The sequence below is a fragment of the Butyricicoccus pullicaecorum genome (assembly GCF_002160355.1).
In the GTDB taxonomy this organism is placed as follows: domain Bacteria; phylum Bacillota; class Clostridia; order Oscillospirales; family Butyricicoccaceae; genus Butyricicoccus; species Butyricicoccus pullicaecorum.
Genome location: NZ_NFKK01000005.1, coordinates 40,738 through 55,316, shown reverse-complemented (window position 1 = coordinate 55,316; position 14,579 = coordinate 40,738). Strand labels below are relative to the sequence as shown.

Here is a 14,579-nt window from a genome sequence, read left to right as displayed (position 1 = left end):
AGAAAGGCAGGAATGGATTTCCCATTCCTGCCTTTGTCTGTTGTAAGAAGCCCCAGATATTCAAATTCAAATCACTTGACATCCTGACGCTCTAAAAGCCTAAAACCAATAAAAACAAATAAAACAAGGTATACACAGAACACGACGAAGCACGACAAGAGTGATGACAAATCATTCGATGCTGCATAAACAGACGGCATATGCGTAGACATTTTGAAAAAGTCAAGGCTCAGATGAATTTTTAAAAATCCAAGAACCATTTCCAGTATTTGCGGGATGTTCGGAATCACAAGTGCAAAAAGAACGCCTGTAATTACATTTCTGGTGAGAATCGTCATTGTTACTGCAAAGCTAATATGCGCCATCACAAAAAGAATGCGTGCTACAATGGCAAGCGCATAATAACCAGGATAAAGCATTGTTCCCATACCAAATTTGCTGCCTGCCAGAATGCCCATAACAATACCGCTAATCAGCATAACCAATACATATGCAGCAGATATGGTAACCACGATGGATAAATAGTAATGCTTCTTCGAGATACCTCGTCCTATAATGTTCTTCATCGCACCAGAGCGATAAGCTTCCGCAAGGATATTCGCGGTCAGAAGCATAAAGCCATACAGAACGATGTCACCACTCAAAAATGTGCTAATCATACTGTCTATGCCCATCGTAGGACCGAATGCAGCTTCCAGAGACGAAATCCGGATGGATGCAATCAGAAAAATAAGACCGAGAGCAAGACATCCGAAAAAGAGATGATCTTTTTTCAGCTGATACATATGTCCACGAATTAAATTTTTCATACCGCCTGCCCTCCCGAGAGTTTTTCTACAAAGAATTTCTCGATGTCTCCATCATTATCTCCCAAGCCGCATACACGCACTCTGTTTTCCACCAAAAATTGGTTCAGGTCTGCCGGGTTGATTTTCTCATGCAAACGCAAGCTTCGCTCGGAAAGGACTTCACACGGAACATCCGGATAACGAGATGCAATGAGTGCTTTTGCATTTTGCAGGTATCCCGGCTCAACCGTAACCTGTACGCCACTGCTGCATGCACTTTCCAGCGTTTCTTTGCTGAATTCGTCAATCAGGCATCCACCATCAATAATGGCATAATCCGTTGCCAGTTTATATAATTCGCTTAAAATATGGCTGGCGATCATAATTGTAGTGCCATATTGACGATTTAACGTCTCCAGCATTTTGCGCATCTCGTATACGCCTTCCGGGTCAAGACCATTGATCGGCTCATCGAGAATGAGGAACTCAGGATTTCCCAGAAGCGAAATTGCAATGCCCAAACGCTGCTTCATACCCAGAGAAAATTGGCGTGCTTTCTTTTTTTCAGCGTTTTGCAGTCCGACCATTTCCAGTATTTTATGATGATCTTGAGATTGGATACCAAATAGCAGTGAAAAATAGCGCAAATTTTCTAATGCCGTCATGTGCTCATAGATGCCCGGTTTTTCAATCAGCATTCCCATGTTATGCCGCACGGTATCATCATTTGTCTTTCCCAACAGAGTATAGTTTCCTCCACTCTGCTGCGTTAAGCCGCAGACAATACGCATCAGTGTGGTTTTTCCCGCTCCGTTTTTTTCCTACCAAACCATAAATCGACTTCTTCGGCACATGAATGCTCACATGATTGAGAACCGTTTTTGCTCCATAGACCTTCGATAGATTATCTGTTTGCAAAATATACTCCATATCATCTCCACCTTTTCTTTATTCCCGGACAAAAAGCGACGAATACTTATTTTGTTTTAGTATAATCTATCCTCACTTACGATATATTAAGAAGTTATGAACTTTCCACTATTTTCCAGAAATCCTCATGGTATCAACAAAACAAAAAAATTTGATTTTTACTTACTATTGTACTTATACTTTTGAAAGCAAAACAGCTAAATCATCCGAATTTTTAAAACCTTTTTAAACCTAAACCATGAGTGTTTTCTCAACAGCTGTCGACGAACTCAGATTACAAAAATGATACCCCCCGATGTAGTTTACTTTCTACATCAGGGGGTACTTTGCTGAACCTATTTAAAATAAAGGGGAGCTATATTATGCTTCTGTTGTCGGCTCGTCTCCTAAGCAGAGCTGGCGCATGACATCCAGACCGTCATAGATTTCCCATGCCTCGACGATCTTGCCGTTTTCAAAGCGATACTGGGTGATGCCCAGAATCTCGACCGACTTGCCGATCGGTGCACCGTACATACCGATACCCTCATGCAGACCACGCAGACGCCAGCGAGCCGATACATGCCATGAGCCATCTGCACTGTCGTTGCAAGTCACACGGAATCGGAGACGAAAAACAGAAAACGCTCAGGCTATCGCCAAAACCATGAACGCCGCTGGATCCGATGCGATACCAATGGGAATAGATCTTTCCAGCAGAGCATCATTGAGGGAATGGTAATCCATTCCCTTTTTTCGTTCCCATAACATTCGTGCTGAATGATTCATCACCGTTTTTCTTCTTGCAGCTCCCAATTCCAGACTAATAACTGTATTTTTACAGATATGTTTCGTGAAATATTTAATTTTATATTGACTTTTGTAGAAACAAATAATATGATATAGCTAAGTTTAGAAATATCCCCTTCGTATAATAATTTTGCGGTGTAAAAGGAGTTATCTATGCTTGAGCTTATTACACGTGATGAACGCTACGAGGACATTCCGTCCATACTAAGCAAAAAGTGGCTGCAAGACTTTCTGGATATCTGTTTCAATCACGCGGATTGTTTTACACTCAACGAAGCACCTTGGTTCAAGGCTATTCTCAAAGATTTACAACTGGAGTTAACGCCTTTCCTGATGCAGGAAGTCCGAACACCAAAGTGGTTTGGTTACGACTATACCTCTCGCCCTTATGCCAAAGAGCGCACACATGCATTTATCTATCGCGCTGAATCCGCTGCGAAAGAAATCCTCTTAAAACATTTACCAAATATATTCTTCCGTTCTAAAAAAAGAGATACCCCTTATCCCACATTGGAAGACTTATGTTTCTTCTCAAATGGCCAGCTCTTCATCGGAAATATCTCTCATGAATATATGCTCTGGGCATATCCGCCTGATGAAGAGGTCGAACTTCAGCTCAAACAAATCGCAGATTGGACATATAAAGACAGGCCAACCCCAAACCTCAACGAGTATTTATTGGTACAGGATTGATCGATCATCCGCAGCGTTACAATAAAAAAGCATTCTCACGAGTACCGCTCGTCCCTCCCAGCTAACTACAACACCATTTAATAAAGTAAAGTAAATCCCTCCTGTTTAAAAATACAGGAGGGATTTTTATTTAACCCGATCAGCACTTATTCGCTTTATGCACATAAATGAACCGTTCGTAACGAACAACAATTTTGCGCTTTTAACTGCTTGTGATATTGATACTGAAACAATTTGCATATGGCTGAATAAGTTCAGTAAAACAGGCAACGGCATAATCAGAATGCACAGATATATAAATTTCCGTTCCATAGTGCTCGCTGACAAACGAGTAAGAAGGATTTTTTACACGGAGTGTGCAATATTTTGTCATTTTATTGTAAATGCTTTTATCAGTCGGGTTTTCTGTCTGTAATTCTTGCAAAAGGTTGCCCGTAACTATCGTTTTAATGGATACTTCCCAACCGTCAGATACAGGTGTCCCATAGAAAGAAGCCTGTGTAATTTCTGAAATTTCCTCTTTCCAACAGCGAATTTCTATTTCATCATTGGTTTGAATAAAATGTGTGATCAGTTTTTTCCACCATTCTGATGATACTGAATAATCTGTCATTTGCATCTGGATTTGCTTCACAAAAATCACATCTCCCAATATCCACGGTAAATCCCTAAAAAGCCAAGAGATCTTAGTTGTATCCTCTACTCGTCCAATACCCGCCGTCCTCGGCTGCCATCAGCCAAAATATAGTATCCATCTTGAATTTCTCGGATACCGCCGCCAAATGACCAGCCTTTGGATTCCACAAACCCAATAAACGTATTCCAAAATTCATCTTCTGTTACTTCGGGTGGGACTTCAATACACCCTTGAATTTCAAATTCTTTTCGCATAGCACTCTTCCTTTCGCAGTAAACATTACCATTTTAATATTTTTCCAGTCCTGTTTTTCTTCTGTTCTAATAAAATATTCGCACAAAACCATCCGTCCAATGGCACTGATTTATTTGATAGCCATCTAGACTCCACTCCTGCCTGTTCAGACGCTGCTTCGTATCTGCAAGAACCTTTTCTGCTTCTTCCCAATCTGTATAGCAGTCACTACACCAAATATCCGTATCATATCCTTCCGAATTCTCATTCCATCCCCAAACGACATAGACTTTCATAGTCAATCGTGCAAAGCCATGCACTGTTTTTTCTGTAATCTCATAGGTACACGGATAGTCTCGAAACCCCGGGACGGCAGACAAGTAACGCTCTGCTGTTTGCTGGGCGTACTCATGCGACTCAAACAGTCCAATAAAAAATCCTTCCTGCCATTGATTGAACAGCGTTAAACTATATAAGACACCGGGCATACACAACCTCCTTTTAACCTCTTCAATCACCAAGTTCAACCAACCCAAATTCATTTATCGCAAAATCAAGCATACATTATAGGGTCAGTATAACATAACCTCACAAAAATCAATAGATTTTTGTAGCTTCTATCTCTGATTTCTACTTTTCCCGCCGCGCATAAGCAGAAAGAACCCCCGGCTAAGCCGAGGGTTCTATTTTTATTTCGTTTTCACTTTTTAAAAAGATGACCTCAATCGTTCAAATCAGAGCCATTGGTTGCGATTACCTTCTGATACCAATAGAACGAATCTTTGCGATGGCGGGAAAGATCTCCCGTTCCGTCATCGTGCTTATCCACGTAGATCATACCATAACGCTTTCGCATCTCGCCCGTGCTGGCCGATACCAGATCGATACAGCCCCAAGGTGTGTATCCGATCAAGTCTACGCCGTCGGTGATGGCTTCCCGCATGGATTCAATATGCTGACGCAGATAGTCGATACGGTAGGGATCGTGAATCTGACCATCGGGTGCGACCTCGTCCATTGCACCCAGACCGTTTTCGACGACCATAAGCGGAATCTGGTAACGATCATACAGATGGTTGAGCACCCAACGCAGTCCCTTGGGATCGATCTGCCAACCCCATTCGGTCGCTTGCAGATAGGGATTGCGCAGACCGCCCAGTGCACCGTTACCAGTCGAAGGATCACCCTCCTGTGCCGTACCGACACAGCGGGAATCATAATAGCTAAAGGTATAGAAATCAACCGTGCCCGCACGGAGGTCTGCGGCATCCTGCTCGGAAACCTTCAGCGTCACGCCCTCCTCTGCCAGCAGGCGCTCGGCATAGCTGGGATATGCACCCCGCACGTGCACGTCACCGGCAAGCAGATTGTGCAGACGATCGACAGACAGCTGGGTGAGCTGATCCTCAGGCGAACAGGTACGCGGATAGACGCACATATAGGCAATCATGCAGCCCATCTGATTTTCCGGGTCGATCTCATGTGTCAGACGTACAGCGCGTGCCGAGGCAACCAGCTGATTGTGCATCGCATCCCAGCGATCCTGCGCGGTGCAGGTCTCAGGCAGCATACCGCCTGCAATGAACGAACCGAAAGGAACCGACAGCATGTTAATCTCGTTGAAAGTCAGCCAGCGACGAACCTTGCCGCGATAGCGACGCAGAACGGTATCCGCATAGCGCACGAAATGGTCAATGAGTGCTCGGTTTTTCCAGCCGCCGTATTTCGTAGTCAGATGCAGCGGATTCTCGTAGTGCGACAGCGTGACCAACGGCTCGATGCCGTACTTTGCCAGTTCGTCAAACACAGCATCGTAGAATGCCAGACCTTCCTCGTTGGGCTGTGCGTCATCTCCATTCGGGAAGATACGCGACCAGGAAATCGACATACGATAGACCTTGAATCCCATCTCGGCAAAAAGTGCGATATCTTCCTTCCAGTGATGATAGAAGTCGGTTGCCTCGTGGTTGGGATAGAAGGCATCCGCCTCGGGCGGGATGGTAATACGGCGAGCAGTATTGACCGAACCACCGGTAAACACGTCGTCGATTGACGGACCGCGGCCGCCTTCATCCCAGCCGCCTTCGTACTGATTGGCAGCGGTCGCGCCGCCCCAAAGGAAATCTTTTGGAAACTGCATCTGCATGATTATCTTTCCTTTCCGATTGGTTTTACAGAATGGTCAGCAGGCGGTCTCCGTGCTTGACGGCCGGCTGCTGTACCGGGACAATGTCCAGAAATTCGTCGGTATTGGTAACGATTACCGGGGTAGTAATATCATATCCAGCTGCACGCACTGCGTCAAGATCGCATGCGAGCAGGCGCTGACCCTTTTTCACAGTGTCGCCTACCTTGACAAAGGCGGTGAAGTGCTGGCCATTCAGTGCAACCGTGTCGCGGCCAATGTGTACCAACAGTTCCACACCGTCCGTGCTGCGCAGGCCGATGGCATGATGCGAGTCGAGCAGGGTTTCAACCGTGCCGTCAAAAGGTGCGTAAACCGTGCCGTCGGTGGGTTCGAGTGCGACACCTGCACCCAGAACACCGGATGCAAAGGTCTCGTCAGCAACTTCACCCAGCGGAATGAGCTTGCCATCCATCGGGCAATCGACCAGGCGGCGTTCGGTGGTCAGTGACTGAGCTGCCGGTGCAGCAGCGGTCGGAGCGGTCTCTGCGGAAGCCGATTCCGGATCACGGAAGCCCAGAATCAAGGTCAGAACGAAGGAAACTGCGATCGCGATGACGCAGGTCAGTGCGATGTACAGAATGGAGATCGGGCGGTCAGCCTCAATGTACTGAATGGTAGTAACCAGACCGGGGCATGCGGTTGAGAAGCTCTTGAGCTGCATGAGACCGGCAAAACAGCCCGAGGTGAACGATGCAATGAGAACGGCAATAAAGGGGCGCTTGAGGCGCAGGGTAACACCGTACATGGCAGGCTCGGTGATACCAGCGACCAGTGCGGAGAAGCCAGCGGCGGCAGCTGTCTGGCGCATATTCTTATTCTTGGAGCGCAGCGCGACAGCCATCGAAGCGCCGCCCTGTGCCAGGTTTGCACCCAGCTGTGCAACCATAACGATGGTTTCAAAGCCCAGAGAGCTCAGGGATGCAATGGCAATCGGGGTCAGGACGTGATGCATGCCGAAGAGAACGAGTACCGGATAAATGCCGCCGATGATGCCGACAGCCAGCCAGCCCAAATTCTCCTGAATCCATACCAGTGCACCGGACAGTGCATCGCCAGCGATGGCACCGGCAGGGCCGACAATCCACAGAGCGATCGGTGCGCAGATGAGCACGATCAGCATGGGATCGAGGAAGGTTTTGGTGATTGCAGGGGTAATGCGGTCAACCGCCTTTTCTACCTTGGACAGTACCCAAGCCATAATGATGGCCGGGAGAATGGAATAGGGATAGTTTGCAGCGGTTACCGGGATACCAAAGAGCGATACCGGGTCACCGGACGAAAACAGGGTTTGCAGGGTCGGATGAATGAGAATGCCTGCAATGGTGATGCTCAGGAACAGGTTTGCCTTGAAGTAACGAGCAGCCGATGCGGCAACCAGAATGGGTAGGAAGTAGAACGAGCCATCGCCGATGACGGTCAATACCTGATAAGTCATGCTCTCGCTCGTCAACACACCCAGCATGGGCAGCAGGACGAGCAGAACCTTCATCATAGCACAGCCAATAACCGCCGGGATAACCGGGGTCATGGAGCCCAGCAAGGCGTCCATCATGGCAGCCGGAATGCTCTTTTTCTTCTTTTCGGGTTCGGGAGCGGCAGCCTGATCCAGAATACCGAGTTCCTGCATTGCCTGAAAGACACGCGGAACGCGATTGCCAATGATGATCTGGTACTGGCCGCTGGCATGTACGACGCTGATGACGCCGGGAACTTCGGATACTGCGTCGTCATTGGCCAGACTTTCATCGGCCAGGGTCAGGCGCAGACGAGTGGTACAATATGTCGCACCGCGGATGTTGGACTTGCCGCCCACCCGCTCGGTGATCAGTTTTGCTGTTTCTTTCCAATCCATGAACGATTCAACCTTTCTGCTCTGAAGACAGAGGAACTTTTTGTTTTTTTATCAAAAAACCAAACCTCCGCGCGCTTGAGATCGGTTTTCTTATCAGGACTTGGCGACGCGTGCGATGTGCACGGTCAGGTAGAGTTCTTCTTCCTCGCCCAGCTTTTGACCGCGAGTCTTAGCGATATAAGCCGCGATTTTCTGCGTACAGGCGTAGGCTTCGGGGTGTTTGCTGCGGACGGCGTCCAGCAACTCGCTGTCGTCATCCTCGTAATAGGTGCCCAGCATCAGACGCTGAGCGAAAAATTTGACATGCGTCAAAAAACGGTAGTAGGCCATAGAAGTCGTATCGAAGTCCATCTGGAAGTGCTGGTGCACCAGGTCACAGATGGCGTGAATCAGTTCGGTTACTTCATACATCTGCCCAATTTCGATGCCGGTTTCGGCGTTGACAAAATGCAGCGCCATAAATGCGGCCTCGTCCTCGGCAAAGGAAACCGACAAGGCTTCCCGAATGATCTGCGCGGCCTGCAAGCCGACAGCGTACTCATCCGGGTAATAGCGCTGGATTTCCCAGCGCATGGTATTGCGAATCACCAGGCCATTTTGATAGCGCTGGACAGCCGAATAAATATGATCGGTGATGGTGATGTAAATGCTCTCATCCAGCTTCTTTCCGAGTTTATTCTCGGCCATCTGGATGATTTTTTCGCTGAGAACCATGTAATTCATCGGAATCCGGGCGATGAGTTCCTGAAAGCGGCTGGTGTTCTCCTGTGAGAGCTGAAAGACCTGTTCCGCTCTCGCGAATGGAACGCGGTCACCAGCGCTTTTTTGAAACACAATGCCCTTGCCCATGACGACAATTTCCTGCCCCTGCTCGTCCGTGGACACAAACGCATTGTTGTTCAGGATACGCCGCACAATAAAGTTTCCCAACCAAATCCCCCTCTTTTTTCTAAAAAAGAATACAAAAAAAGCAAGCACCACCATAAAAACCTCCCAATATGAGGTTTCATAGCGGTCTTGCCTGCATTACCAGTGACAATCCAAGTATTTGATTACTGTACATAGTATATTCACTTTAGGGACGCTTGTCTACTGCGATTGTGAACAAATATTTTAAAACTTTTTGTACGTTTTACACGAAATCCGGTATTTCAGTGTGAAAAGTCCGTCTTCTCACCCTTCTGACACGAAAAAGCACCCCACTTGTAAATGCCATATGGTTTCACAAATGGGGTGCACTTAAAAATTCTTACCCCTAGCCAGTGCCTCTCCTTCTGGAATACCCGCACCTTCGGACAGGTACGAACCGGTACGGGAAATACACTGTGCATAGTAGACGATGCTGTCATCACTTCATACAGTATATTAAAGTGCCTTGATCAAATGCAAAAGAGACTAGCCCGAAGGCCAGTCTCCCTTAAAAAATATAACTTACTTTGCGATATTATCGCAGAAACGCATCAGGATAGCTGCAACCTGCGCGCGGGTTGCCTGACCTGCCGGGCTCAGCGCGGTTGCACTGGTACCGGTAATCAGCTCCGCACCATTTGCCCATGCCATTGCATCAGCTGCATACGTGCCAACACTTGCAGCATCGGCGTAAGTCGACAGATCAGCCTTTGCCGATACATCATAGCCCTTGAACTGTGCATAGCGGTACAAAATTGCTGCCATCTGTTCGCGGGTAATCGCATTGTTTGGTGCAAAGGTAGTTCCATCCACACCGGATACGATACCATTCTGTGCTGCCCATGCAACTGCGTTTGTATAGTACTGATCGGCTGCGACGTCGGCAAATGCAGTGGTTCCGGTAATCGCCGGCTCATTTTCCAGACGGTACAACATAGTGACGATCATACCGCGGGTCGTAGTCTGGTTAGGGCTGAACGCAGTCTCGCTAGTACCGTTCATCAGACCCTTTTCACAAACATATGCGACTGCGTCGGCATACCAGGCATTCGAATCCACGTCAGCAAATTCCGTGTTGCTTCCCTCATCCAGCGGTACATCTTCCTCATCAATGTCCTCGGTTGTCTCCTCGCTGCTGTCTTCTTCCTCGTCATCACGATCAGAGGAAGTATAGCCAGCTTCCGGGTGGGATGCGCCGCCAGAAGTGGGACGTTCCAGTGTTACAGTAATCTCAGCCGTCAATCCCAAAGGATTTTCCACATCCGTAGTATTTTGCAGCGTGCCAACAAAGACGTACGTGCCTTCCTCGTCCGCGTCATACGATGCGCACTGCCAGGTGACCGGCAGCTTTGTCACCGTACCGTCGCTCAGGGTAACTTCCACCGTGTCCGGAAGGTTCAATTCATCCTGCTCGGTTCCGGTCTTTGCCGTGATTGCTTCCTGTGCTGCGACGCTGGTAATGCTGACAGATTCCGACTCACCGACATGTGGTACATCAATGGTAAACTGATTGCGCGTGCGGAACAGTTTACCTTCCTCGGCCGAGTACCAGTTGATATCTACAGCATTGCTGTCCTCATGGAAGGTCAGCATCATCAGCATGCCCAGACCATACGTGCCATCAATTCCCTGTGCATCACACAGCAGTGAAGTCACCTGCTTGCCCGCTCCGTTTTCATCCGCGCGTGCAATAACATCCGGAAAACCGATATGACCGCCGATGGCCAGCACAACATTTTCATTCTGTGCACCAAGCTGTTCCCAAATATCCGAACCGTCCAGACCATCTTCGGTATATGCACTGGTGTAATCCAGATCTTCGTCGTTGAGGTGGGTTCCATCCCAGTACATAAACGCATGTGTCGTGACGATAACATTTTTATCCGGATTTGCCTTGATGATACCGTCAGCCCAGGTGATTGCCGCCTGATTGGGTGCCCATCCCAGCGACAAGATGAGATACTCTCGTTCACCGACAGTCACTTCCCAATAATTGCAGTCCAGTTTTTCCTCTCCCAGCACCTCGTACTCGTAAGAGCCGCCGAAGTAGTCTCGACTTGCAAAACGCTCATAGGGGAACGTCTGGTTAAAGCCATTGGAATCATCGTGATTGCCTCGCATCGGCATCCACGCAATGTCCTTATCGCTGTCAAGGATGTACATTGCGTCTTCACAGTTATTCCACTGGGTGCTGTTTCCCGAATTGACCATATCGCCCATGTGCATCACGGCACGGATATTATAGGTCTCCTGATTGTCCACGATCCACTGCGTTAACTTTTTATAAATATCAGGGAAAGTCTGTGACAAAAACTGCGTATCAGGCAGGGCGATCATGGAATAATCACCTTGTGCAAACTCCGGTTCGATCCAATCCACAAACGCTGCCACATCATTATCGCTTGCCGAAAGGTCTTCGTATAGGTCGCGCTCTTCATCAAACTGCCAGCTTGCCAGCAGACCATCCTGCTGACCGGGTACCTGATCGGCAGACTGCTGCAGAGCTGCGACATCAGCTGCAATCTGCTCGCCAGTGCGCACATTCGACCATACACTGACATTGGCGATCTCACCCTTGAAGTACTGGGCGTTGTAGCCATTATCGGTCACCTGTCCGCCGCTGCCGCGATAATCGCCGCCCACTTTAAGCGCCTGTGCCGGAACAACCGGATCGAACGCACAGTCTTCGACGGTCGAAACCAGCACGCCATTGATATAGCAGCGCGCGATATCCGCATCCGGGTCAAAAGTGACTGCCACATGAACCCAATCATCCTGACGAAGATCCACGCCGGAGAAGATTACGCTCTGAACGCCTCCATTCGGCTGATCTCGACGTTCCTGATGCCAGTACAGACGCGGTGCGCCATCCTCATACACTTCCAAGCTGACATAGCCCAGATCATAGTCGTAGTATCCGGCATCCATATAGTTGCCGATAATAACACCGCCGCAGCCTTCCAAATCCTTCGGCAGTTTAACCGTTGCCTCAAAGGTCAGCGGAACCTCGGACAGTCTCTCCTCCATCGCCAGCTGATCTGCCGGACCATCAAAAGAGATACCGGTCATGTCCTCAAATCCCGCAGACTGATAGATATATTCCCAACCTGCATAGATGGTCGTATCTTTCCAAATGCTATCAGCTGCGAAATCCCAGGGTTCCGTGCATGCTGCATCGTGATACCAACCGGTGAAGGTAAAGCCGTCCTTGGTCGGCTCCTGCTTCGGTTCGGTCACCAGATCGGCATCCAAAACGGTCTGCGCCTCAATATCATCTCCCGCATAACTGCCCTGCTGCAAGTCAAACTGTACGGTATGCTTGACCTCAGATGCATCTGCCGGTGTGATCGTGAGCGAATCAATGTAGAAATCGTCAGACTCCGCGCCCCAGTTGCAGAATCCCAGATAACCCGCATTGGTCATCCAGCCATCCCAAATGGTATCATTCGAACCGTCAACTAACGTAGCATAGCTATCTTCCGAACCATCAACTAGCATCGTATAGCTGTCTTCGTCAGCCTTCTTGACCTCTACCTTGATGGTCTTTCCGATCATCGTAATACGGAAATCATACCAAGTATCGTTTTCCAATGTATACTCTGCATCGGTCCACGGGTCCGACCAGTCCTCACTGGTCTGTGCCAGCAGCTCGCCGTTGGATTTAAACACCAGCCAGTTGGCTGTGCCCTCGTTGACCGAGCCACGAAACGCAAAACCAAACGAGGTATCGTCTCCGCCAACCGACTTTGCGCGCACCTCATAGACCGCATTTGTCAGATAGGCGGCCGAATCTCCGGTCAGGAATACCGGCTCATTTTGTTCCATCTGCTCGAGTTTGAGCACCCCATCTTCAACTGATGCACCCTTATAACTGCTGCCGTCAAGCGTTGTCCAAGTACCTGTCTCATTGTTGTCAAAGTCGATCGAGACAACCTCATTGGTCTCCTCGTCCGGCTCTTCGAAAGCAGCCTGGAATCCAACCGCCTTTACATCCACGTTGCCAGCCTGATCTTCAAAAACCGTATCCGGCCCCAAATCTTCCGCTTCATCCAGCTGCCAGAGATGTGCAAGACCTTCTGCCTCATCAACCGCATCATAAGAAGCATTCTGCGCGATCTCCTCTTCGGTACGAGCGGTATCCCAGAATCGCACTTCGGCGATCTCACCATCCAGCGGCAGCGGTGTCGAATGATAATCGCTGCCAAAGCACAGCCAGCCATCGGCCAGATCTGCATTCTCAGCAAAGCCGCTTACATCATATTCGTCCACGAATTCACCATTGATGTAAACCTGAATCTTGCTTTCCTCAATGTTGCGCACAACCGAAATCAGCATCCACTCGCCGGTACAGACTTCAATGTCAGACTTCCAGTCGACATAGCTATCATCGGTATTTTCCCAATAGCGCAGGGTATTGTTAGCTGTTACCTCAATGCCCCAAGTATTGCCGCCTCTGCCATAGTTATTCATAATGATTTGGCGGCGGTCTTCCTTCGCATCAATTTTAGCCCAAACCTCTACGGTATTCGGAATCTGAACCGTCCCCTGTACTTGCACATACTCATTCTTGACCGAATCAAATCGCAGTCCGCTTTCCGGCTCGTTCGCCTCGACCGACTGTACCGTTGGCACTTCTTCCGCTACAGCCTCGATCTCCTCGCTTTCAGCCGTTTCCATCGATGCACTGTCGATCGTCGCCGTCTGCGTTTGTTCCTCCTGCATCTCCGGTTCTGTCTGCGCGACCACCGCGCCATCTTCTTGTACGGGAATGGTTGCCAGTGCGCCTGCATGCATCGATGCCGCCGTCGTCAGTGCAAGTGCAAAAACCGCACCTTTACGCATCCACTGTTTCTTCTGTGCCATTTGGCCCCTCCTTTGAGAAATACGTCTCAATATCAGAAATTCCTTCTAATCATAGAAGTTCATCTACAAAATTTTGTTTTACTTTGTACAAAAAATTTTTTGAAACAACAGCGCATTCAGCATACGAACAGAATGGCAGTTCCCGCTCTAATACGTGCCGCCATCTTAGCGTCTCAGCCGGTACTCCATATCCCCCCTCGTTTTTCATTTGCTTCATTCTACCGTTTTATGCTTTTATTTGCTGTTTTCAAGGTGATTATACGCATCTTTTCCCACATCAAACAAGCAAATTACAGCAAACAATACGTAAAACTCAAAAGTACTTTCCAGCCTCATCGATTTTCTCTCCAGCCGCCATCTTACTTTCCGATCATGCCAGTTTTGCCAGCTCGCAGCTCTGCAATCGCAGACTTCTACACTTCATCTCATCAAATCATCCATGTCTCCATGAGCACGCCCCACATTTTTTAGAAAATTTTCCAGTCATACATTCCACTTCACGTACTGCGTGCATGAAAAGAACTGGTAATACATGCGTAAAAAATAGTGCGGCCAAATATACTCCGGCCGCACTGCTTATATTTCATTGACAGAATGACAACTATGCTGTCTGAACCGTCCAATCTCCGCAGTCATGGGTAAAAACCACGGCGACAAAAACACCTTTCCAGTTACCGATAACGCTACCTGTGTACT

At 48.4% G+C, this 14,579-nt stretch carries 12 protein-coding genes and 2 pseudogenes; 2 read left to right on the top strand and 12 right to left on the bottom strand.

What is annotated here, in order from left to right:
- Positions 1 to 71: 71 nt before the first annotated feature.
- From B5F17_RS06035 to B5F17_RS15220, 4 genes and pseudogenes are all read right to left on the bottom strand, one after another.
- Positions 72 to 809, bottom strand: a complete 738-nt coding sequence (locus B5F17_RS06035) for an ABC transporter permease (protein WP_087371873.1) — start codon at positions 807 to 809, stop codon at positions 72 to 74.
- A pseudogene (locus B5F17_RS06030) lies at positions 806 to 1,594 on the bottom strand (ATP-binding cassette domain-containing protein); the annotation flags it as partial. The pseudogene B5F17_RS06030 and the gene B5F17_RS06035, both read right to left, overlap by 4 nt.
- A 484-nt stretch (positions 1,595 to 2,078) precedes the next feature.
- A complete protein-coding gene (locus tag B5F17_RS06025; RefSeq protein WP_242968708.1) occupies positions 2,079 to 2,315 on the bottom strand; it encodes an ester cyclase in 237 nt (78 codons plus the stop codon).
- Between the two features lie 30 nt (positions 2,316 to 2,345).
- Positions 2,346 to 2,468, bottom strand: a complete 123-nt coding sequence (locus B5F17_RS15220) for a hypothetical protein (RefSeq protein WP_275532120.1) — start codon at positions 2,466 to 2,468, stop codon at positions 2,346 to 2,348.
- A gap of 192 nt (positions 2,469 to 2,660) precedes the next feature.
- Between B5F17_RS15220 and B5F17_RS06020 the strand changes: the two genes are divergently transcribed.
- Entirely contained in the window at positions 2,661 to 3,200 is a 540-nt protein-coding gene (locus B5F17_RS06020; protein WP_087371865.1) for a hypothetical protein, read from the top strand.
- Between the two features lie 202 nt (positions 3,201 to 3,402).
- Here B5F17_RS06020 and B5F17_RS14665 read toward each other — a convergent pair whose 3' ends face one another.
- The 8 genes and pseudogenes from B5F17_RS14665 to B5F17_RS05990 form a co-directional block, all read right to left on the bottom strand.
- Positions 3,403 to 3,834, bottom strand: coding sequence for a hypothetical protein (locus B5F17_RS14665; protein WP_143287689.1), 432 nt, complete (start codon positions 3,832 to 3,834; stop codon positions 3,403 to 3,405).
- A gap of 65 nt (positions 3,835 to 3,899) precedes the next feature.
- The gene (locus B5F17_RS06015) at positions 3,900 to 4,091 is read right to left on the bottom strand and encodes a hypothetical protein (RefSeq protein WP_087371863.1); all 192 of its coding nucleotides are present in this window, start codon (positions 4,089 to 4,091) and stop codon (positions 3,900 to 3,902) included.
- 66 nt (positions 4,092 to 4,157) lie between these two features.
- Positions 4,158 to 4,559, bottom strand: coding sequence for a hypothetical protein (locus tag B5F17_RS06010; RefSeq protein ID WP_087371861.1), 402 nt, complete (start codon positions 4,557 to 4,559; stop codon positions 4,158 to 4,160).
- Between the two features lie 233 nt (positions 4,560 to 4,792).
- On the bottom strand, positions 4,793 to 6,217 hold the full coding sequence (locus tag B5F17_RS06005; protein WP_087371858.1) for a glycoside hydrolase family 1 protein: 1,425 nt from the start codon (positions 6,215 to 6,217) through the stop codon (positions 4,793 to 4,795).
- A 25-nt stretch (positions 6,218 to 6,242) separates the two neighbouring features.
- A complete protein-coding gene (locus tag B5F17_RS06000; protein WP_087371855.1) occupies positions 6,243 to 8,111 on the bottom strand; it encodes a beta-glucoside-specific PTS transporter subunit IIABC in 1,869 nt (622 codons plus the stop codon).
- 93 nt (positions 8,112 to 8,204) lie between these two features.
- Entirely contained in the window at positions 8,205 to 9,041 is an 837-nt protein-coding gene (licT, locus tag B5F17_RS05995) for a BglG family transcription antiterminator LicT (protein WP_242968707.1), read from the bottom strand.
- 327 nt (positions 9,042 to 9,368) lie between these two features.
- Positions 9,369 to 9,461, bottom strand: a pseudogene (locus B5F17_RS15055) (ethanolamine utilization microcompartment protein EutL); the annotation flags it as partial.
- 81 nt (positions 9,462 to 9,542) lie between these two features.
- Positions 9,543 to 13,883 (bottom strand): LamG-like jellyroll fold domain-containing protein, encoded by a 4,341-nt coding sequence (locus B5F17_RS05990; protein WP_087371850.1) that lies wholly within the window; start codon positions 13,881 to 13,883, stop codon positions 9,543 to 9,545.
- 132 nt (positions 13,884 to 14,015) lie between these two features.
- On the opposite strand from B5F17_RS05990, the gene B5F17_RS14655 reads away from it, so the two are divergent.
- Entirely contained in the window at positions 14,016 to 14,354 is a 339-nt protein-coding gene (locus B5F17_RS14655; RefSeq protein WP_143287688.1) for a hypothetical protein, read from the top strand.
- Positions 14,355 to 14,579 lie beyond the last annotated feature (225 nt).

Excerpts from the sequence above, each read along its gene's own strand:
- B5F17_RS06035 (WP_087371873.1), bottom strand. The coding sequence starts at position 809 with ATGAAAAATTTAATTCGTGGACATATGTATCAGCTGAAAAAAGATCAT.
- B5F17_RS15220 (WP_275532120.1), bottom strand. The coding sequence starts at position 2,468 with ATGTTATGGGAACGAAAAAAGGGAATGGATTACCATTCCCTCAATGAT.
- B5F17_RS06020 (WP_087371865.1), top strand. The coding sequence starts at position 2,661 with ATGCTTGAGCTTATTACACGTGATGAACGCTACGAGGACATTCCGTCC.
- B5F17_RS06015 (WP_087371863.1), bottom strand. The coding sequence starts at position 4,091 with ATGCGAAAAGAATTTGAAATTCAAGGGTGTATTGAAGTCCCACCCGAA.
- B5F17_RS06010 (WP_087371861.1), bottom strand. The coding sequence starts at position 4,559 with ATGCCCGGTGTCTTATATAGTTTAACGCTGTTCAATCAATGGCAGGAA.
- B5F17_RS06005 (WP_087371858.1), bottom strand. The coding sequence starts at position 6,217 with ATGCAGATGCAGTTTCCAAAAGATTTCCTTTGGGGCGGCGCGACCGCT.
- B5F17_RS06000 (WP_087371855.1), bottom strand. The coding sequence starts at position 8,111 with ATGGATTGGAAAGAAACAGCAAAACTGATCACCGAGCGGGTGGGCGGC.
- B5F17_RS05990 (WP_087371850.1), bottom strand. The coding sequence starts at position 13,883 with ATGGCACAGAAGAAACAGTGGATGCGTAAAGGTGCGGTTTTTGCACTT.
- B5F17_RS14655 (WP_143287688.1), top strand. The coding sequence starts at position 14,016 with ATGGCAGTTCCCGCTCTAATACGTGCCGCCATCTTAGCGTCTCAGCCG.